The sequence below is a fragment of the Algoriphagus marinus genome (assembly GCF_001936475.1).
Taxonomy (GTDB): domain Bacteria; phylum Bacteroidota; class Bacteroidia; order Cytophagales; family Cyclobacteriaceae; genus Algoriphagus; species Algoriphagus marinus.
This window is the reverse complement of sequence record NZ_MSPQ01000005.1, coordinates 104021-124207: the sequence shown is the minus strand read 5'-3', so window position 1 is coordinate 124207 and position 20187 is coordinate 104021. Positions and strand designations below refer to the sequence as shown.

At 40.4% G+C, this 20187-nt stretch carries 15 protein-coding genes; 4 read left to right on the top strand and 11 right to left on the bottom strand.

The annotated features are described in order from the left end of the window. Positions 1–15 precede the first annotated feature (15 nt). Positions 16–2343 (bottom strand): PIG-L family deacetylase, encoded by a 2328-nt coding sequence (locus tag BVC88_RS09265; RefSeq protein ID WP_075350400.1) that lies wholly within the window; start codon positions 2341–2343, stop codon positions 16–18. A gap of 382 nt (positions 2344–2725) precedes the next feature. On the opposite strand from BVC88_RS09265, the gene BVC88_RS09255 reads away from it, so the two are divergent. The 3 genes from BVC88_RS09255 to BVC88_RS09245 all read left to right on the top strand — a co-directional run bounded on the left by BVC88_RS09255 (position 2726) and on the right by BVC88_RS09245 (position 5871). Next, positions 2726–3220: a gluconokinase gene (locus tag BVC88_RS09255; protein ID WP_075350398.1), complete on the top strand. Its 495-nt coding sequence runs from the start codon at positions 2726–2728 to the stop codon at positions 3218–3220. A 40-nt stretch (positions 3221–3260) separates the two neighbouring features. Then, positions 3261–4643 carry an amidohydrolase family protein gene (locus BVC88_RS09250; RefSeq protein ID WP_075350397.1) on the top strand — a complete coding sequence of 461 codons (1383 nt, stop codon included), beginning with the start codon at positions 3261–3263 and terminating at the stop codon, positions 4641–4643. 76 nt (positions 4644–4719) lie between these two features. Further along, positions 4720–5871 (top strand): aldose epimerase family protein, encoded by a 1152-nt coding sequence (locus BVC88_RS09245; RefSeq protein ID WP_075350396.1) that lies wholly within the window; start codon positions 4720–4722, stop codon positions 5869–5871. 98 nt (positions 5872–5969) lie between these two features. Here BVC88_RS09245 and BVC88_RS09240 read toward each other — a convergent pair whose 3' ends face one another. The 6 genes from BVC88_RS09240 to BVC88_RS09215 all read right to left on the bottom strand — a co-directional run bounded on the left by BVC88_RS09240 (position 5970) and on the right by BVC88_RS09215 (position 13351). Continuing rightward, positions 5970–7424 (bottom strand): phage tail sheath family protein, encoded by a 1455-nt coding sequence (locus tag BVC88_RS09240; protein WP_083639061.1) that lies wholly within the window; start codon positions 7422–7424, stop codon positions 5970–5972. A 168-nt stretch (positions 7425–7592) separates the two neighbouring features. Then, complete coding sequence (locus tag BVC88_RS09235; RefSeq protein ID WP_075350395.1) at positions 7593–9101, bottom strand: glycoside hydrolase family 3 protein; 1509 nt, start codon at positions 9099–9101, stop codon at positions 7593–7595. Between the two features lie 147 nt (positions 9102–9248). After that, positions 9249–10532 (bottom strand): MFS transporter, encoded by a 1284-nt coding sequence (locus tag BVC88_RS09230; RefSeq protein ID WP_075350394.1) that lies wholly within the window; start codon positions 10530–10532, stop codon positions 9249–9251. Next, the gene (locus BVC88_RS09225) at positions 10529–11008 is read right to left on the bottom strand and encodes a GNAT family N-acetyltransferase (RefSeq protein ID WP_075350393.1); all 480 of its coding nucleotides are present in this window, start codon (positions 11006–11008) and stop codon (positions 10529–10531) included. Before BVC88_RS09225 ends, BVC88_RS09230 begins: the two co-directional genes overlap by 4 nt. A 10-nt stretch (positions 11009–11018) precedes the next feature. Next, positions 11019–12650: a glycoside hydrolase family 10 protein gene (locus tag BVC88_RS09220; RefSeq protein WP_245803622.1), complete on the bottom strand. Its 1632-nt coding sequence runs from the start codon at positions 12648–12650 to the stop codon at positions 11019–11021. A gap of 17 nt (positions 12651–12667) precedes the next feature. After that, a complete protein-coding gene (locus BVC88_RS09215; RefSeq protein ID WP_075350391.1) occupies positions 12668–13351 on the bottom strand; it encodes an N-acetylmuramoyl-L-alanine amidase in 684 nt (227 codons plus the stop codon). A 186-nt stretch (positions 13352–13537) separates the two neighbouring features. Between BVC88_RS09215 and BVC88_RS09210 the strand changes: the two genes are divergently transcribed. Beyond that, positions 13538–14287, top strand: coding sequence for a DeoR/GlpR family DNA-binding transcription regulator (locus BVC88_RS09210; RefSeq protein ID WP_075350390.1), 750 nt, complete (start codon positions 13538–13540; stop codon positions 14285–14287). 163 nt (positions 14288–14450) lie between these two features. Here BVC88_RS09210 and BVC88_RS09205 read toward each other — a convergent pair whose 3' ends face one another. From BVC88_RS09205 to BVC88_RS09190, 4 genes are all read right to left on the bottom strand, one after another. After that, positions 14451–16553, bottom strand: a complete 2103-nt coding sequence (locus tag BVC88_RS09205; RefSeq protein WP_075350639.1) for an acylase — start codon at positions 16551–16553, stop codon at positions 14451–14453. A 289-nt stretch (positions 16554–16842) separates the two neighbouring features. Then, the gene (locus tag BVC88_RS09200) at positions 16843–17205 is read right to left on the bottom strand and encodes a heavy-metal-associated domain-containing protein (RefSeq protein ID WP_075350389.1); all 363 of its coding nucleotides are present in this window, start codon (positions 17203–17205) and stop codon (positions 16843–16845) included. A 154-nt stretch (positions 17206–17359) separates the two neighbouring features. Then, complete coding sequence (locus tag BVC88_RS09195; RefSeq protein WP_075350388.1) at positions 17360–19570, bottom strand: TonB-dependent receptor plug domain-containing protein; 2211 nt, start codon at positions 19568–19570, stop codon at positions 17360–17362. A 67-nt stretch (positions 19571–19637) separates the two neighbouring features. Further along, entirely contained in the window at positions 19638–20018 is a 381-nt protein-coding gene (locus tag BVC88_RS09190; RefSeq protein ID WP_139316551.1) for an HYC_CC_PP family protein, read from the bottom strand. Between the last annotated feature and the right edge of the window lie 169 nt (positions 20019–20187).

Genomic DNA, 20187 nt, shown 5'->3' with positions numbered 1-20187 from the left:
TTAAAAGAATGCGTTTTAAAGCATTCCTTCTATTGATTTTTCAAGTTCTCTGGCCGTGGCCAAAAATTCTTCAACATTCATGTCCCGGAAGAAAATTAATCCGTGGCTTGATCTCACTTTTGCTCGCTCATGAAGGTAAAAGTAATTTTTACCAAGCAGGAGTTGAATCGCATCCAGTTGATTTACCCAAGTTCGCTTTGCAACGGTACTGAATTTCCCGTTGTGCGCATAGCTTGGGAAAGATGCATTCACTTGGCTTAAATAACAATTTGCAAATGAATCTTCCATCACTGACATATCCCCAAGAGAAACAGGTACGATCACATTGACTTCATGTGGCTCAAACTTAAACCACACATTCCTGTATCCAATGATTCGAAGTTTACTAATATCTTTTTCTTCACCCCACTTTTTTACTGCTGCGGCAGTTGCTTGAAGCACTTTGTAATGGGTATCCGGACCACTTCCCTCAGGATCGAGTGTTAAACTAATCTTCGTAGGATTAACTTTCCTAAACATTTCCACGATCGGTTCTACATCACGTGTTTTGTCTGGTTGTTCCGTGAATATATCTCCTGTGTAGAATCCTAGTCTCAAGTGATGGACGTTTTTCACTTGCACTCCAAAGTGGGCCCAAACCAATTCTTCTTCAAACTCTCGGATCATTCCTTTCAGCTTTTGGATTTTGGATGGGTTTTTCTCTCCGTCGTAGCTATTTCTCAATACGCTGATCACTTCATTGATGGTCTCACGAAGTTGCGTTTTGTTTTTGATCTCATAGATAGTTACCAAAGCTCTAATCACTCGGTGACAAAGACCACGCTCTCTTTCAAAGGCATTTTCTGAAGCTACATTGGTGAGGAAATGGTAGACGTCCTTGTCTGTTTTCAAACTGTATCCAATCTGGAAAAAATCCTCAAAATGTACCATTTGGATTTTGCCTTCATCCAGAAGCTTTTTGGTGAATTGAAGTGTGTCAATGACAAAGGTATTAGTCACAGCAGTGAAGCCTGAAGTCAGAACAGAGAAATGAGCTTCATTGCTGGGTTCGTGGAGCTGATTGGTGATATGTGGGAGAATTCCCAAAGAAATATCATCATGGTGAGGTCCTGTGTGTAGAAGTACTTCATCAGTTTCTTGCTCTAGGCCTTTTGCAAGCTTGTTTTCGATACTTTTCATCACCTGATTGACGGTGTCTTCTGACAAGTCAGGAATAAGACTAGTGTATTTGTCGGCTTTCAGATCAGAAAGTTTGAGCCTATGGCCATATTTCTTGAGTTTTTTACAAAGGTCGATTACAGATCTTTCAGTTTTTTCCCAAGTCCACTCACCTTTTTCATAATAGGAATCCATGGAGTCAGTGAGTTTTACGCCGGCTCCTTTGGTGAGGTAGAATCTGCCATTTTTCAATTTTTGAAGAACGGTTGCCGGGTAAACATTAGTCATCTTGGTTTCCAAAGAGTCTTTTACGATACCCGCTTTTGCTTCTCCTGCAGCGATGATTATTCCCACTGCCTCTGGATTGTAAACAATTGTATCTAAACCGATCGTGATGACTAATCTATTGGCAGAAACTTCAATTCCTCCTAAATCACCCGCCGCAACAGCTTGAGTTTCAAAGTTGGTTTCAGTTAGTCTGGTTACAGAAAAAATATGAGATCCTCTGGTATTGAAAGCGATGTGACCGTCAGGACCTATTCCGCCTAGGAAGAATCCGATTCCTCCGGCATCCCGGATTCGCTGCTCGTAGTCTCCACACCATTGATCAATCAGGTAGATGGACTCCTGCTGTAGTTTTTCCAGTTCATTCTGTGGATCTCGGAATCGAAGTGAAAGGTCAACCTTCAGATCTGGAAATATCTTACTAAAGTGTGCACCATTAGCTAGAGGAATCTCATCCGAATTAATCAGAATCGCTTTTTCTCTTGATAATCCGAATCCGTCGATATAGAACTTATTAACGTAGTCGAAAAAACTATTTTTCTGAGCCGATGAGATAGGATAAAATTCATCTATCTGTACAAATGTAAGTTCCTTTAATACAGGCTTCTTGGTATTTCCCAAACCATATTTTTCTCTTACATCTTTCCCTTTTTTATTGTCCCAGTTTTCAAGTAAAAACTGAGTCCATTTAATGAAAAATTCAGGAGTTTTTCCAGTTGGTAAACTGATTACCCCTTCTGGATTGGCAGCAGCCCATTCCAAAAAGCGACAGGCAGTTAGCAAACCTAATTTTGGAAAATTATCAACTTGTAGGTAAGGAATGAGTGTGCTGATTTTTTCTACACCTGATTCCTTGAGAAAACTCTTTTCTACTTCTGAAAGTGGATACTTGCTTAGCATAAGGGTCTTGAAAGATTATTTTCGGTTATGAGATATTTTATCCTAATCCAAATTCCAAATAAAATAAAGAGAGTAATCGATTTCTATCCCCTATTAGAAGAAGTTTATCCAAAAAATATAAAATTAAATTTTGAATAAATACGATTTTTCAATTAATTATTTGATAGAACAAATTTAAAAAAAGTTTTTGAATAAAACATACTTTAATAAAAATTTTATAAAAGTATAGTCTAGAAAGATGATAAACTTTTCTAGTTCGCACAAAAATCCAAAAAGGTTTCCAAATTTATCCCCTAGTTTCTTGTCGAATGCAGATGGATCAGAATATACCATCCCATAATTTCTATCGGGTTTTAAATCATTATTTTCCCTAAATTCCGAGATGATTGTTATTGTCACAGGAGTCTCAGGAACGGGGAAAACTACACTCGGGAAAGCTTTAGCAGCGTATTTGAATTTGCCATTTTATGATGCTGATGAATTTCATCCAGCTGAAAATATTGAAAAAATGAGTAAAGGGGTTCCTTTGAATGATTTGGATAGAGCTCCTTGGTTGAATTCACTTGCAGAACTCTTAATCGAATCAAATGCTCACGGAGGTTCGGTCCTAGGGTGCTCAGCATTGAAAGAGTCCTATAGAAAAGTGTTGCAAGTAAATTCAGAGGTGAAGTGGATTCATTTAAAAGGAGATCGCGATTTAATTTGGGAACGGATGCTCGCACGAAAAAATCACTACATGAAAGCAAGTATGCTGGATTCCCAATTTGCGACTTGGGAAGAACCTAGTTATGGTATGCATCTAAATATTGATCAACCACCTGAAAAAATGCTTGAAGAAGCATTAGAGTTTCTCGGAGTTGGAATTAAAAAGATTTAATCTGTCAGGTGGTTCATTTAGAATTTTAAACTATAAAATTATGAAAAAAAGACTTTGCTTTTGGATAGGGATTTTATTCTTTATAAGCATTGGTGAATTCAGTTCTGTTTTTGCTCAAGAAATGGTTTTGGGTAATGTCCATGTAGTCGATGTGGAATCGGGTAAAATACTTGAGGACCGTTTTATAATTCTAAAAGACGGGATAATAATGAGGGTTTTGCCGATGAACAGGCTTCCAAATAACGGAGTTGGAATGAACATCACTGATGGAAAAGGAGCCTATGTTTTTCCTGGTTTAGCAGAAATGCATGCGCATTTACCAGTAGCAATAAAAGAGAATACCCAGCTTCAAGAAGAAACACTTTGGCTCTATCTCGCAAACGGAGTGCTTCGGATTCGAAGTATGCTGGGTCATGAGTCACATTTGGAATTAAAGCGAAAAGTAGTCGGAGGAGAGATTCCTGGACCAAGGATGTTTATCTCCGGACCTTCCTTGAATGGTACTTCTGTGGAATCGCCACAAATGGGAGCACAGATGGTGGGCTCTCAAAAAGCAGCTGGATATGATCATCTAAAGCTTCATCCTGGTCTCGATGTGCCAAAATTTTTAGCAATAGCTGAAACAGCAAAAGCAGTAGGCATTCCTTATGGTGGCCATGTGTCGCTTGGAGTAGGCCTGGAAACCTGCCTCCAAAATGGCTACAAATCTGTCGAGCATATGGACGGATATCTAGAAGCTATGATTGAAGATAAATCAAGGCTTGATCCTACAGTAGCAGGACCGTTTAGTATGCTGGTTGTAGGTGAGGCAGATCAAGACAAACTTCCTGATCTGATCAAATTGACCTTGAAAAATAAAACTTGGATTGCACCTACACTGACATTATTTGACCGATACTTTGGCTATGTGCCAGCAGATTCATTCCGATTGGCTCCAGAAATGAAATACCTACCGGGGCTGCAGATTCAGCAATGGGTAAGCCAAAAGAAGCTTCTGGAGAGCCAGGGAGTTTTAACCAAAGCGAATGTTCAACCCTATTTAGAGTTTAGGAATCAGCTTTTTCTTTCCCTTCATGAAGCTGGAGTCCCGATGATAATGAGTTCCGACTCTCCTCAGGTATTTAATGTTCCAGGTTTTTCTATCCATCATGAGATAGAGATGATGTCTAAAGCTGGCATGTCCAATCTGGAAATCCTACGAACGGGAACTGTTAATCCAGCCTTGTATTTTGATCAAAAAGGGGAATGGGGAGTCATCAAAAAAGGAGCAGCGGCGGATTTTGTATTGGTAGAGAAAAATCCTTTGGAAGATTTGTCTACTATGAAGCGACCCATCACAGTGGTCATGGGAGGTAAATTCTATGATCGAGCAAGATTGGACGCAGAGCTCGCAAAAATCGAGATGAATCATCTTAGGAAGTAGTATTAAATAGTAGTTGTGCCAAAATCATAATTTTGGATAACCTAGAACAGGCTTCGAAAAACATAAACCCCAACCTATGAAACTTTTCAAACCAATCAATTTTGTAGCAATCTTTATGATTGCTTTAGCTTTCTCCTGCCAACCCAAACCTAATAATCAAGAAACTCAGCTCGAAACTGAAGAAATAAACCTTATGCTCAAAGTAGAAAAAGTAGCTCAAATCCTAGATCAGGAAATTTTCAAATACACTCTGGATAATGGCAACATGCAAGTGGAAATGAGTAATTACGGAGGATTGATCTCCAGAATTTCTGTTCCGGACAAAAATGGGAAGTTGGAAAATATTGCATTGACTTTGGATAGCATTCCGGAGTTTTTGACTAAGCCCAATCCCTTCTTTGGTGCCACTGCCGGTAGAGTGGCCAATCGTATCGGAGGAGCAAAATTTGAATTGAATGGAAAAACTTACACACTTGCAAAGAATAATGGGGAAAATACACTCCATGGAGGATTAGAAGGCTTTAATAAAAAAGTCTGGGATTCAGAGCCCTATTCCAATGATTCAATAATCGGTGTGAAAATGACTTATTTGAGCGTGGATGGTGAAGAAGGATTCCCTGGTAATCTGACTACCACACTTTGGATGGAATTGACACTGGATGATGTTTTGCGGATTCGATTTGAAGCAGAAACAGATCAGCCAACACTAGTCAATTTGACCAATCACACTTATTTTAATCTCAGTGGAATTTCCGGTCCGGTAACGGATCATGTATTCCAGTTTAATGCCGATGCCTATACTCCGGTAGATGAAGAACTAATCCCTACAGGCGAGGTGAAAGATGTAACTGGTACTCCATTTGATTTCCGTGAGCCAAAGATTCTTGGTAATCAGATTGCTGCAAATAATGGTGGGTTTGATCATAATATGGTGATGAAGCTGGAGAAAAGCCCTGAATTTATACACTTTGTCAAGGTGATTCATCCTACATCAGGAAGGACTATGGACATGTTTTCAGATAATGTGGGGGTACAATTTTATACAGCAAATTTTCTGGATGGCTTTGCCGGCGCTGAAGGCAAGACCTATGATAAGTATTGGGGATTCTGTCTGGAGTCACAGAATTGGCCTGATGCAATCAACAAGTCAAACTTCCCATCACCTATCTTAAACCCGGGTGAGAAATACAAACATGTGATCGAGTACAAGTTTGGAGTTGAAAAGTGATTTTCATTTTTCGAATCAAATCAAATAGCATTACTTAAAAAACAGCCATGGTGACATGGCTGTTTGCATTTATGAAGAGGTGTTTTTTGAATCTTAACTTAGTGAGAACCTGTTTTTAATTTAATTCTTAAAAACATAAACTCAGCAGGTCTAACCAAAGCCATTCCTATTTCTACATTCAAATTATCATCTAAAATATCCTGGCTTGTCATAGTCTCACCTAATCCCACTTTTATAAAAAAAGCATCTTCAGGTTTTGCGCCTGCAATTCCACCACTTCGCCAAATTCCAAACAGAAAATTAGTACACTCAGATTTTACTCTGGTCCATGTTTTAGGTTCATTTGGTTCGAATACCACATACTGGAGCCCGTTTCGAATGGAATGTTCAATCATGTTAAAGGTTCTTCTCACTGGAACATATCGCCATTCGTTATCATTTCCTGCGAGTGTGCGTGCACCCCAAACCAAAACTCCCTTTCCTGGAAATTCCCGAATTGCATTGATTGATTTTCCGGAGGGATGAATGTTTAAATCTTCCTGGATAGAATTTGAAATCGAAAAAGAAGTACTTCTGACAGAATTCAAGGAGATATTCGCAGGTGCTTTCCAGACTCCTCTTGAATTATCGACTAAAGCATAGGCACCTGCCAAAAACCCGGAAGGAGGGAGAAGTCCTAATTTTTCTTGAATTACCCTTTGAAGTTTCAGGTAAGTTGGACTAAGGCTTTTTAGTGCTTGGTGTAGGTATTCACCGGAAGGGGAAGGACTGGTATTCAAAAATGTCTTTGCAAATTCTTCGGGTAAGATTTCCTGCAGATCTTGAAGCGGAATATGATTGAGGATTTCAAAATCTCGATCTGAACCTAAATTGGAGTAAAGCCAGGGATAATATGCTGCGCCAGAGGCAAGATTCATATTTCCAATTCTATTTCTAAAGTTAGAAATACAATCGCCTGAGGTATTCAATGGTAAAAAGCCATTTGGGATATCAAGTATCGCAAATCGAAACCTGCTTTTAGCTTGAGCAAGCATTGCCTGATAAACTTCAAAAGCATCATCTCCCAATAAAACAGCATCGGGAATTGCTAAAACAGAAGGTGTTTCCTCACTTTCCAATACAGAAAGCCCATTGAGCAAATCAGATTTATTAATTTGAAGTGTAGCCTGACCTACATAATTTCCAACCGATACGATGTAACAAGAACTGCCGCCATTGGAAAAAAAGGCTTTGATACTGTAGTAAAGGAAGACTTGTTGATCGGGTAAAAATAAAAGAGACTTCATCTGTCCTTCAATAGTGAATGGTAAAGGATCGGAGGAAACTGCAGATACTACTTCGAATCTAGATGGAAATGCCCCTCCAAAAAACTCCTCGAATTCCAACATGGAACTGATTCGAGTGGGAATATTTAAGAGCGAACTACTGCCTCGAAAAGCTTTTTCAGTATATCCTATAAATGCAGGAATTGCAGTTTCAACTTGTGCTATGGTTTTGGGAAATGCGCTGATTTCCTCCACATAAACTCCAGGGTTGCTGTATCTTTTTTTCATAACCTTCAAAAAATCTGTCACTTGTAAGATAAGAAAATGATTGAAAAAATCCTTTCAAGCAGTATTCAATTAAGGTTAATCTAGAAACATACAAAAGGGTAGGATAAACAAAACATCAGACTGGATTTATCAATAAGAATGCTAAAACAGAATTTGAGTGGGCTGATTTTAGTTGAAAAATATCTTTAGAGCTTCTGCTTGAACTTCCTGAAAAGTTTGGTAGCAACAAATTACTGCTTCACATTTTTCCAGATTTTCAAAAAGCGGCAGAGCCAATGGGTTTCCGAAATGCACCAGAATACATCGTTTTGAATCCATCATATCCTTGATTTCTGCGATGGATTTCGGGTCCATTCCGAATTGATTCAGCGGTTTGTGACTAGGAACAAAGACGGCTAAGACTACTTTTTCCACTTGATCCAATGAAGTATAAGGTAAGTCTAACTGCTGAGCAAAGTGACTTTTCTCTGTGGTGAAAAATTCCCGATAGCCTAGTGTTTCAGCCTTAATAAGCTCTTGGATTTGACTTGGATTTATTTTTCCAGAAATGACTGAAACGTAGTTTTTTGCCAATTCACTTTGCAAATGAGAATGACTTTCCCAATCGAAAACAGGAACTTCTATTGGTTTAAAATCCAATACTCCCAAGCCTATTTTTAAAGTCTTTATCTTTTCAAATACTATCCCAATTTCCTCTTCGGTGCCATGCTCCACGATTTTCTCAATCCCTTCTTTAACATGATCTGAGAAGCAAAGCAGATCATTACCTGCCTTGAATGCTTCCAGCTCCAATTGTCCCGGCTCTGGAAAATGTTTTGCTACGGCTTTCATATTTAAAGCATCAGAAATAACCAATCCCTCAAAACCCATTTCTCCCTTGAGCAAATCGGTGATGATTTCCTTAGAAATACTTGCGGGGATATCCTTTCCACCCGTAAGTGAAGGGACCGCCAAATGACCTACCATGATCATTTGCACACCACGATCTATTCCATATTGGAAAGGAAGTAATTCTTCGACCTGAAGTTCTTGTTTGCTTTTCTTTAAAATAGGTAAGCCTAAATGGGAGTCCACTTCTGTGTCCCCATGACCGGGAAAATGCTTCAAACAAGCTCCGATCCCAGCTCGCTTCATTCCCTTATAATTTGCAAGCGCAAGTTTGGCCACTCTCTCCGGATCTGTTCCAAAAGAACGGTAACCTATCACAGGATTGTTTGGGTTGGTATTCACATCAGCACAAGGCGCGAGATTCAGGTGGATTCCGGCTTTCTTCATATCCAATCCCATCTGGTAACCCACTTCTTCTACCAGATTTTCAGAATCATTTTGCATGGCACCTAGCGAAATGGCAAAGGGGTATTGTGGTGTTTTTTCAATTCGCATAGCCAATCCATATTCCCCATCGATACTGATCAAAAGAGGGATTTTGGAAGCAGCTTGGTAGCGGTTGATTAGGCTGATCATTTTTTCCAATGTACCGCTCACATCCAGTACCTCTGCGCGCTTTTCAAAATTTGCAGCGGCCGAGTGTCTGCTATGAAAAAAAGTCAAGCCACCGACACCTTCTTCCCGGATTAGATTCTCCAAGGCCTTGTAATTGTCTTCCGAGTCATGGACAAAAGCCGCTGGTAGAAAGAATTGAGCTACTTTTTGGGATTTAGAGAGGGAAGGTTTCAAAAGGTATAAGGTTTAAATGTTGTAGCAGTCCGTATAGTTCGATCTTAATCACTTCATCATTCACCATTCAAGGTTTATCAATCATTATTAAATATCGAATAATGAATGAAGAATTTCGAATAAAGAAGTTTTGCTTCAGTTTAAAATTTAATCTACTTTTTTCCCAAAGTCTCTCGGGTACTTTACGCTCGCAGCTATCACTAAAGCAGGAATCATAGCAACACCTACCCAGACAAAGAAGCCGGTGTAACCCAGCCATTCCTGAATATAACCGGAAAGCATTCCCGGAAACATCATTCCCATAGCCATAAATCCGGTGGCGATGGCGTAGTGGGAAGTTTTGAAAATCCCTTCTGCCAGATAAATCAGAAATACCATGTATGCTGCAAATCCAAAACCATAGCCTAGCTGTTCTATAATTACTACGCCTCCGGCAAATAGCAAACTGTTAGGTTGGAAATAGGCCAATGCGATATAGAGTAAGTTTGGAAGATTCAGTGATAGTGCCATTGGAATCATCCACTTGCCCAGTCCATCTCTGGAAATTGCTATTCCACCAAGAATTCCACCCAAAAGCAAGGCGATAACTCCAACCGTTCCGTAAATCAAACCATAATCTGAAGTGCTGATGGCTAATCCTCCATCAGCTTTTTCATCCAAGAGAAAGGGAGAAGCCATTTTGACCAATTGGGATTCCCCAAGTCTATAGATTAATACAAAAGTCAAGGATAATGCTATGTTTTTCTTGTTAAAAAACGTTTCAAATACCTTGAAGAAATTCGCTCGCTCCTCAGCCCGGCTGAGTTTTTCAGTTGGGACCTCCTCGTTTTCTTCTACTGCTGGAGTTGTCAAATAGTTGATCGCTGTGAGGATCAACATCAATCCTGCTACGATAATCATAGTCCAGGACCAAGCTTGAGTGTTATTTCCAAGCGAAGTCTCCAGATAACCGGCAATAATGACTATCAAACCTTGACCGGTAATCATCCCGATTCGGTAAAAGGTGCCTCGCAGGCCCACAAAGAAGCTTTGCTGCTCCGGTTTCAAAGCGATCAAATACATTCCGTCTGAAGCAATGTCGTTAGTTGCGGAGGCAAAAGCTCCCATCCAGAAAAAAGCCAAAGTCAGAAAAAAGAAATTACTTGCCGGAGTAGTCAATCCAGCTCCCAGAAAGACCAAAGCCAGAATAAACTGCATGCTAAGAAACCATTTTCGTTTGGTTCCTATCAAGTCAATAATCGGACTCCAGATGGGTTTGATTACCCAGGGTAAATACAGCAAACTGGTGTAAAGGCCGATGTCCGCATTGGAGACACCGAGCTTTTTATACATTACTACGGAGACTACAATGATTAGAATATACGGAATGCCTTCGGTGAGGTAAAGCGAGGGGACCCAAAGCCAAGGGGATTTAACAGGTTTTTGGGTCATGATTTGCGGATTAGATTTTCATAAATACTTACTTCGGAGCCTTCGATGATTTTGGCATCTACTGTTTTTTCATAGAATTCTGCCGGCCCCACTCCTCCAATAATCGCATAAGCATAGCCCATTTCACGAAGAGATTGAAGCGATTTGATCAATAGGATTTTCCCAATTCCTTTTCCTCTCTCAGCTTCTAATGTACCGGTTGGCCCAAAGAAATTCCGAGCAGTAGATTCATAGCATGCAAACCCTAAGATATTATTTCCTCTTTGCGCTAGCCATACTGAAACTGGTTGCCTACTGAATGTCACTTCAACTTCTGATTTCCAATAGGCCCCAAAATGCTCCATTACCCATTCGGCAACCAAATACTTCTCAGGGGCAATTGCTCTTCGAAAAACGATTTTCTCCTTCTTGAGAAGAGTCGATTCAAGTTCTGAGCAATCTGGAAGCCCGATAAGTCGAACAAGCATGTCTTTCATGGCGTGAGATTTATGGGATTTGATAGACTTGTGTTTGTACGATTCGCCCAAAATGGTCGATCCAACGGATGGAAATAAAACGAGTATTCAAACTGGAAACTTCCAAAATCCGAGCACGGCTTCCTCCTACCCAAACGGTATGAATTTCAGCGTCTGCAAGCTGATCCAGCTCGTTTGCACCTTGGATCATACCATATCGAATGGCTGGATCCAGGGGCTTTTCGAGGTTGATTTGAGTGACTTGCTCATTTGCTTTCACCTCCAAAACCTTTGGGATATCAATGATTGAAGCGGTTTTGGGTTGGAAAGCTGGGGGTAAAGTTGGTTCATTGTAAAGCTCCGATTTCAAGAGTTGCGCGACATCCTGATTTTTCATCATCATAGATTTTGCTGAGAAAAATGCATTGCCCTGAATCTGAGGAAGTGTACGCGTGTATGATACTTGAGTATTGATCTCTTTTGGGTTTTTCCAAGCTTCGTCCGCATCCTCACGGATTTTATAAGGACCATTTCCTACATATATATTAGTTCGGTTGGCATTATTTGACCACCAATCATTCAGCTTCCTGTGTGAAGCCAGTGGAAACTCCATACTCCAATAAAGCTGTGGAATCAGGTAATCAATCCAACCGTTTTTCATCCAAAGCAAAACATCTGCATAGAGGTCATCATAGTTGGTCTGACCTGCTTTGGTGGGTGAACCTTTCGGGTCTTTATCCTGATTTCTCCATACGCCAAAAGGAGATATTCCAAATTGTACCCAAGGTTTACTGGTTTTGATGGTTTGATTCAGGGCAAAAATTAATTCATTGACATTTTGTCTCCTCCAGTCATCCTGAGATTGTCCCGGTTTCTTGAATTTATTGTAACTGGCTTTGTCAGGAAATTCCTCTTTTGGCACTTTATAGGGATAGAAATAATCATCAAAATGGATGGCGTCGATATCGTAATTATCCACAATTTCCTTAATCACAGCTAGTAAATGGGCTTTTACCTCAGGCAGCCCGGGATCGTAATACCATTTTGAACTGTATTTCAGCATCCAATTTCGATGGATATTGAAGTCATGATTTGGGCTAAGTTCTTCTGTTTTTAAATCCATGGTAGCCCGATAAGGGTTGAGCCATGCGTGAAATTCCAAACCGCGGGCATGGGACTCTTTGATCATCCAAGTGAGCGGGTTTTCATTGGTGCTGGGTGCTTTACCTTGTTTTCCAGTCAAATATTTTGACCAAGGAGCAAGGTTGCTTGGGTAGAAAGCATCACCGGCAGTTCGAACCTGTACGATTACGGCATTGAAATTCAGATCTTTGTAATAATCCAAAATATTCAGGAAATCCTTTTTTTGCTTTTCGTAGGAGTCTGTTCCTGAAATCGGCCAATCTATATTTGCAACAGTTGCAATCCAAACCCCTCTAAATTCCCGAGGCATCTCAGGCATCTGGTAAGAGAGTGGCTGAAGCGAAACAGGTACTTTCGGAAGTGGGGTTGAGGGAAGTGGCTGAGCAGGTTTAGGACTTTGACCCGAAAGTGGAGGAGATTTGGTTTGCGAACTTTGGCTATTCGGTTTTTGGGTTTTACAGGCACTGAATAGTAAAATGAAAATCAGGAAAAGAGAAAAATATGAATTTGTTTTTTTCATAAATGAGCGGTGCAGGATCATTGATTGGGCAAAGGTTGAAGTCCAAGATCAGCTAAATTTTTGCGAAGTTTTTCCATAAATTGATCTCCGGGATCCGTTTTTACAGTGCGATAATCTGGATCCGCTTCTTTCCACAGATCTGTGTTTTGGAATTTTTGATATTCATGATGACCGATCACATAATCAATCGGGTATTTTTTATTCAGGTATCTAATTAGCATTTCATTCGCTTTTAACTGGGCTTTGGTTAATGGATCGTCTGCCCCTCCAACATTTTCAATGCCAATTGCCAGGTAATTCAATCCTATCACATGTCTGGCAAAAGTAGTTTCCGGCAAAAGCCTGAAAATCGTACCATCACGATCGATTAAAAACTGAGAAGATACATTGAGGTTACTGGCATCAGTCAAGTCGGCTCGACCACCTAGAGTTGGTGGATTAAAAACATCAAAAGTCACTTCAATATTATCAATAGCTGTCCAATGAACCACCACCATCTGTGGGGAAATAATAGCTGACTTTTGATCGAGACCATGTCGGTTTTTTAAATATTGCAAGGAGAGCTGCTCTCGCTCGGCATTCCAAGTGATCGGTTTTTCAAATATCCGAAAGGTAGGTTTGGGGCTGCAGGCGAGTAGAAAAAAGAGTATCAAAATCAGCCCAGATTTAGAAATTCCTAGAAATAAGTCTTTGAAATTCATCTGTGTTGGGGTTATTTATTCAGGAGAGAACAAAAATTCTTGTTTGAATCTTCAGCTAAACTAGCTAGAAAATATCAAGTTAAGGAATGATCCGAAGCAATTTTTTGCCATTAATCTTCAACCTTTTTAGGTTTTTGCAAGTTCTTGCTGTTTTTGCTAGTTTCACTCTGTTTAATAATTCTGAAAATGTTAAAAGAGGAAAGACATAAATACATTTTAGATCAGGTTCATCTTCATCATCGAATTTTGCTGAATGATCTTTCTGATGCATTGAATGTGTCCATTGATACAGTAAGACGGGATGTGAAGGAACTCCATCAGGAGAAAAAATTGAAAAAAGTCCATGGAGGAGCCACTTCATTTGGTTTTATGACTTTCTCCAAAGATGACGGGAATATCTATCTCCAATCAAAGAAAATTCAAATTGCCGAAAAAACAGTGTCTTTGCTTTCAGAAGGTCAAGTGATCCTGATGAGTGGAGGAACCACCAATATGGAAGTGGCAAAACTGATCCCTAAAAAATTACCTCTAACAGTTTTTACACCGAGCCTTCATGTAGCAATGGCTCTTTTGGATCACAAAGACGTGGAGGTTATTTTTTTAGGGGGAAAATTACTTCACGATGCAAAATTTGCGGTTGGTGGCACGGTGGTCAATGCACTTTCACAGTTGCGGGTAGATCTTTGTATCCTTGGAACAGGCTATTTGGATGCTGTCTATGGATTGACTGAGTTTGATTGGGAGGTGATTCAAGTGAAGCAGGCAATGATCCGTGCTGCAAAAAAAACCATTATCCTGTCTGTTTCAGACAAACTTCATTCGGTACAAAAATATAAAACATGCGATTTGACAGCTGTTCATACTCTTGTCACCGAATTGGATCCCCAAGATCCCTTATTGGATGCATTTCGAGAATTTGATTTGAAGTTAGTCTAGGGGGCTTGAATAATCGATTTTCAAATTATTTCAATATTTATATTCGCCATTGCACCAGTTTAAAGGGATAGCCCTGAATTTGGTTTACATCGGTCATCGGACATCCATTTGGAAAAGCAAGGCAAATAAGGCAACTGGCAACATTCAGGATAATCAGGTATTTCTATTTCTCCTTTCCAGGATTATAAACCCGCTTTGCATTTTTCAAAACCTCCGCTTTATCCAAAGTCATCGGCTTCAACTTTTGATCCAGAAAAAGCTGCATCTGATCGTCAAAATGGGGGCTTTCCGGGTCATTGCTTGCTCCATAGACATTGATCGTTTCAATCTTTGGGAGCCCTTCTCCAAACTTTACCATCATGATGTAGGATTCCCCTTGTACGCCTTTTCGCATTCCCTTTTCCCAAGGAAGTGAGCGCATTGCCGTAATCACATCGTCAATGCCTTGCAGGGGTAGCGCTTTAGCTCCTCTTACCAGTTTCTGGTATTCTCCTAAAGTCACTAACTCTTTTCCAAAATGAGTTTCGAAATGAATCTTTGCAGCTTGGAGGCTTTCTACTGACTCCACTTCCGAAAGTGTGGTTTCCCAGCTTCGCCCGGTTTCAGCAAACTTATCCCACCAGTAAAAATAGACAAAGGCAAAAACTGCTGCACCTTCACTCTCTATTCCGGAGCTTTTATCCCAATTAGTGAGGACTTCAATTTGCTTGGCGATTTCCGGATACTTCTCTGGACTTAAGTTGAAAAGGGATTCCATATTGGTTCGAAAAGCCATTTTCTCAGGCAATTGCCCATCGTACTTGATCTCTTTAAATCGCTCATAGGAAATTCTCCCCGTGTCCAGCATCAATTCTCTAAACCGTGTTGATCGGTTATTATCCCGGAGAAGGTAATTCATCGATTTCGGAAAATTATCCGGGTCAAGATTGTCAGCAATTCCACTTGCTTTAAAAGGGGAATGGTTGGTATTGAATAAATATCCGGAACCCGGATTGTATTGTTGAGGCAAATCCTTGAAGTCATGGTAGCTTGTCCACAAAGCTTTTTTGGTATTTCCGGATACGGTTCCGGTGAAATCTATCGATGGATCTCGGACCGGGATCAATCCATTGCTCACATAATAGATGGTATCATACTTATCTGCATAGACAGTATTGAAACTTGTCAATTCCATCCGTCCCATTGCTTCACTAAACTCCTTGAAATTTTTGGCTTTATTCATTCTCCACCATTGCTCAGGCGCACCGATTCGCTCCAAAGCACCTAACCGAATTGAAAATGTCCCTTGTTCAGTGACCAATGTTGGGCCGTAGATGCTTTTCCAGATTTTCTTGGGAAAAGGAATCGTGATTAAGTCTAGAATTTTAACATCAAGCCAAACAGTCTCTTCTTCCAATTCCAACCACTCTCCATCAACCCGGTATTGATCCTCATTTTCAGGATTGATTTCCAGTTGATACGTATCCAAGAGATCAGGAAAGTTGACCGTATGAGCCCAGCCCAGATTTTCATTGACCCCGTGAAAAATCATTGCGCCTCCGGGAAAAAGTCCTCCCAGAATATTCCAACCTTCTTCAGAATGAAGATGTGCTTCGTACCAGGCAACAGGCCCATCGAGGGGCTGATGGGAATTGATCGCCAAGAAATTCTCCCCAGAGTCAGTTCTTGAAGAGTGGATAGCAATCGCATTGGAGCCTTTTGGATTAGCGTCGAAAGGAACTGTTTCTACTTTTCCCGAGACAATTTGCTGAACTGCCCGATCAGCGCCTGACATTTGTGCAAGGGAAAGAATATATGCAGCAGTCATTTCTTTGGTAGTAACAGGGAATGCTTCCGATAGTAAAACTTCCTCCGGATGAGCTAGCGCAAAGTCATTCATTCCCGCGGCATAGGCTTCCAGGATAGCTTTGAATTCTGTAGAATAAGCCGATTCATATTTTGCTTCAGCGATTTCAGTAGTCTTTAATAAATGCCCAAAAAAATCAACTGCTGCACCATCTTGCCCATACACCTGCCCAACCATTCGCTTTCCTGCGAGTAGCGTTTTCTGTATCGTTTCAAAATCATCCTCTGCATGTGCCCAGGCTAATCCGTATGCAACATCAGCATCGGTTTTCCCAAAAATATGAGGAACTCCAAATTCATCTCTGGCAATTTCCACTTTGCTGGTATCCCAACCAGACTCCGAATAAGAGGAATTGCAACTGAAAATAATGAACGGAACAAATACGAAAAGTAGGCGAAGAAGGTCTTTTAGGGTGGTCATGGCAGTGAAGATAAATCTGAATTTTTTAACTGGATAGTTTTTTTGTTTCGGTGGTGTCAAATACCAAAAACACGGTCTGTTCTACCTAGGTTTTACCAACCTTGGATAGACCCGACAACCCCTTCTGAAGAGTTGATATAAAAGCCCTTCCCTGATTAAAACTGAGATTTTCTTAATACCTATCCTATTTTAGTAAAAGGCCAAAGGCTAAAGAACTGAATCAATCAATAATTTTACTGTATATCATCATCAAAAAAGGCCAACCGTTTTATGGGTTGGCCTTCTGTTCTTAATTTCCGTCTTTTTTCTTTTTCGGAGGGTCATTGTCATGCGCCCCATCTTTACAGCATTCGTCGAGTTTGGCGTAGGCCTTCGGATCGCGTTTCAAACTATCCGCATGATAGCCTACCATAGTGACGCGCTTTCTCAATACATCCGGACTGGTCTTTGAATCCAGATAAGCGATATTAAGGACCTTGGTTTCCAAGTCTAAATTGACAGATTTTACACCTTTTTCAAAAGTCAAATCTTTTTCCAAGGTTGCTTTGCACATCTCGCAAATCGCTGATGTTTTGATTGCCACTGTTTTTACTTGCGCTTGTACCGCAAAACCTCCCAAGAGGAAGCATAGAATTAAAGTAAGTTTTTTCATCTGTTTATATTTTTTTTAGAGGCCATATGGAATTTCGCATGGATTACAATCATTTCAGTGTGTGTCGCTTGAGAAATGCTCGATTTCATAAGATTAAAATTGATTTTTAGAAGACATATGAAATCTCAGTAGTGCTGATAGTTCATGAGTTTGATTAGTTTATTTTATATCTGAAGCCAGTGTAAATGACTCTTCCCGCGATTGGTCCCCAAGTCATGGAAGCATCGAAATTTGGACCAAATGGGTTGCTGGCATCTACGATTGGATTGTCTTGTTTGAAGTTTAAAATATTTTCTCCTCCAATATAAATACTTCCCCATCTGAATCCACGAGATACTTGGGCATTAACCAGGTAGAAATCGGGCGACTCTGTTGGCAAGCGAAAGTCAATCGGGCTATCGCTAGTGTCCGGTAATCGCATGGCTCCGTTCCAGTTTATCGTCATATCCGCTTTCCATTTGTCAAAATTGGTGGCATAAGCCATATTCAAAAAGAAGCGATCTTGACTCTGGTAAGGAACCTGTTGAAGGATACCATTGGTGGTCATTAAGTTTTGATAGTTCTTGTAGGCAGCTTTCATATCAAGATTTCGAGCTACTGGATAGCTAGCCTCCAATTGAAAACTCTTGGCAAAAGATTTACCCTGAAGATTATCAATGATCAGTAACTCTGAACTGACATCTTGATCATAGACGAGTTGACTTTGGAAGTTCGTGTAGAAGTAATCAGCCACAATGGAAAGTGGCTTCTCTGCAATCGTAAAATTGCTGGCAAGACTCATTCCGCTATTCCAAGAAATCTCAGGCTGAAGGGCTGCATTAAACAGGATCTCTCTGGAAGAAACCCAAATCATGCTATTTTCCATCAATGCATTTGGGGTTCGGTAGCCTTTACCCACGGAAGCCCTTAAGGTCAAATTGGGAGAAAATGCCCATCTGGCATGAATCCTCGGCGTGAAATAGGTTCCGAATAGATTGTGAAAATCCGTTCTAGCTCCTGCGACAATTGTAATGTTTTCATTTGGAATGAAATTGTATTCGAAGAAAATGCCAGGAACTTTCTCTGTTCTCAGAAAGGTAGAATCCAAGCCATTTGGGGTGTTGGTGTCAAAGCTTTCTTCGAAATCATCATAGAGGAAACTTGCGCCAGCCTTGTATTGGTGGAAGCTACTTCCAATTATATTTTGATAAATGAAATTGGTATAGGCTGTTTTTTCGATTCCTGAATACAATCTTCTTCCAGCGCCACCTTCAAAATCTTGGTAAGAAAGAGTGTATTGCAGACCCCAGCTCTGAGTAGGTTTATTGGGATAGATCATCCCTATTTTTCCGAATACCTCGGCTTTTCGAGTGTCCAATTCATATCCAAACTGATCGCTGGAAGTGAGGTTATCCTTAAAACCAAATCCCAGTTGCCCTCCAGCATTGTCAGCTAGAAAGAGATTGATTCCTATTTGAGCCATCAAGCGATCGCCTTCATATTTGTAGCGATTCAATAAGTTGATTTGCCGGCTTTTAGGAAGGTCCATAAAACCGTCATCGTTACGGTCTATTTCCGAATTGATTTGTGAAGCATGGAAAAGTATGCCGCTACTCCATTTTTCAGAGATGGGGATCTGATGATTTGCGTTGAGTTCCAATCTTCCGAAGGAGTTGAGATAGGCATTGAGGTACCACTTGTCCATGGTCTCAGGCTTAAACAAATCCACATTGATCTGCCCTGTCATAGATTCGTATCCATTGATGACCGTTCCTGCACCTTTGCCCACGTCGATTGACTGGATCCAGGTACCGGGCACATAAGTAAGACCTTGACGGGAATTTAGCCCACGGATATTTGGTATTCCTTCTCGGCTAATGAGTACGTAGCGTCCATCTAGTCCCATCATTTGGAGCATCTTAGTGCCTGTCACTGCATCTGCGTAGGAGACATCCACTGAGGCATTGGTCTCAAAACTTTCAGAAAGATTACAGCAGGCCGCTTTTTGTAATTCTGCCTCTGTGATTAGAATGCTTAGAAAAGGGGCTTCATCTACCACACTTTCGGATCTTCCGCGAATGAGGACTTCTTTCATAGCTTCATCCCTTTCATAGAGGATGATCTTCATTTCTGAATCGAAAGCAGGCGAAATCGTATCTGTTTTATAGCCAATATAAGAGACGATGAGTAATTCATCTGCAGACACATTTTCTAATTGAAATTTTCCATCGGTACCTGTAACAGCTCCATTAGACTTTCCGGCCACTTGAATAGTTGCTCCTATTAAGGCCTCCTTGGAATTGGATTTGACGGTACCTTTGACAGTATTTTGACCCATCACGAAGAATGGGGTTACTAGTATGAGTAGTGTGAATAGGGTTTTCATAAGATTTACTTGGTGAAAAAAGGTTTTCTAACCCTCCAGTAAAATGAAGGGGGAAATCAAGCAATCTTTAAATCAAAAAAGTCTGATGGAGAAGGTAAAGGTCAGGTAATGGATGATCTTCGTAATAGATATCAAGCTGTTGCGGCTGATTATCAAAGGTCAGGGGAGATAGAAAACTCAGGGTATAAGCGAAAACGAATTCAGCCGAAAGGTGAACTTTAATTTCCGATTTACTGAAATGGTCGTCCGCATCTACCGTGGTAATTTGATCTTTGCAGCAGTCCTCAGGTACTTCTGCTGCTGATGAAGCGCCACAATCACTTTTTTCAGGTGAGAAAGTAACCTCACTGTCAATTAACTCATCTCCACAATAATGCTTCGCCCAAGACAGATTGACCTGCCCGAGTAAAAAGAATAAAAGCATTAATGTTGTAAGGATCTGCTTCATAGAGACCACAAAGGTGATAATATTAGATCGAATATAAAAACCAGCCCGATAAATGGAATTTTTATCAGGCTGGTTTTTGATTGTATCTAAGAACCTTGGTAAAGTAGGTTCAGTAAGATTATTTGATCAAGAAATTTAAGGAGAGCTTACCAAGCTTAAATCTTGCTTC

Excerpts from the sequence above, each read along its gene's own strand:
- BVC88_RS09265 (WP_075350400.1), bottom strand. The coding sequence starts at position 2,343 with ATGCTAAGCAAGTATCCACTTTCAGAAGTAGAAAAGAGTTTTCTCAAG.
- BVC88_RS09255 (WP_075350398.1), top strand. The coding sequence starts at position 2,726 with ATGATTGTTATTGTCACAGGAGTCTCAGGAACGGGGAAAACTACACTC.
- BVC88_RS09250 (WP_075350397.1), top strand. The coding sequence starts at position 3,261 with ATGAAAAAAAGACTTTGCTTTTGGATAGGGATTTTATTCTTTATAAGC.
- BVC88_RS09245 (WP_075350396.1), top strand. The coding sequence starts at position 4,720 with ATGAAACTTTTCAAACCAATCAATTTTGTAGCAATCTTTATGATTGCT.
- BVC88_RS09240 (WP_083639061.1), bottom strand. The coding sequence starts at position 7,424 with ATGAAAAAAAGATACAGCAACCCTGGAGTTTATGTGGAGGAAATCAGC.
- BVC88_RS09230 (WP_075350394.1), bottom strand. The coding sequence starts at position 10,532 with ATGACCCAAAAACCTGTTAAATCCCCTTGGCTTTGGGTCCCCTCGCTT.
- BVC88_RS09225 (WP_075350393.1), bottom strand. The coding sequence starts at position 11,008 with ATGAAAGACATGCTTGTTCGACTTATCGGGCTTCCAGATTGCTCAGAA.
- BVC88_RS09220 (WP_245803622.1), bottom strand. The coding sequence starts at position 12,650 with ATGAAAAAAACAAATTCATATTTTTCTCTTTTCCTGATTTTCATTTTA.
- BVC88_RS09215 (WP_075350391.1), bottom strand. The coding sequence starts at position 13,351 with ATGAATTTCAAAGACTTATTTCTAGGAATTTCTAAATCTGGGCTGATT.
- BVC88_RS09210 (WP_075350390.1), top strand. The coding sequence starts at position 13,538 with ATGTTAAAAGAGGAAAGACATAAATACATTTTAGATCAGGTTCATCTT.
- BVC88_RS09205 (WP_075350639.1), bottom strand. The coding sequence starts at position 16,553 with ATGACCACCCTAAAAGACCTTCTTCGCCTACTTTTCGTATTTGTTCCG.
- BVC88_RS09200 (WP_075350389.1), bottom strand. The coding sequence starts at position 17,205 with ATGAAAAAACTTACTTTAATTCTATGCTTCCTCTTGGGAGGTTTTGCG.
- BVC88_RS09195 (WP_075350388.1), bottom strand. The coding sequence starts at position 19,570 with ATGAAAACCCTATTCACACTACTCATACTAGTAACCCCATTCTTCGTG.
- BVC88_RS09190 (WP_139316551.1), bottom strand. The coding sequence starts at position 20,018 with ATGAAGCAGATCCTTACAACATTAATGCTTTTATTCTTTTTACTCGGG.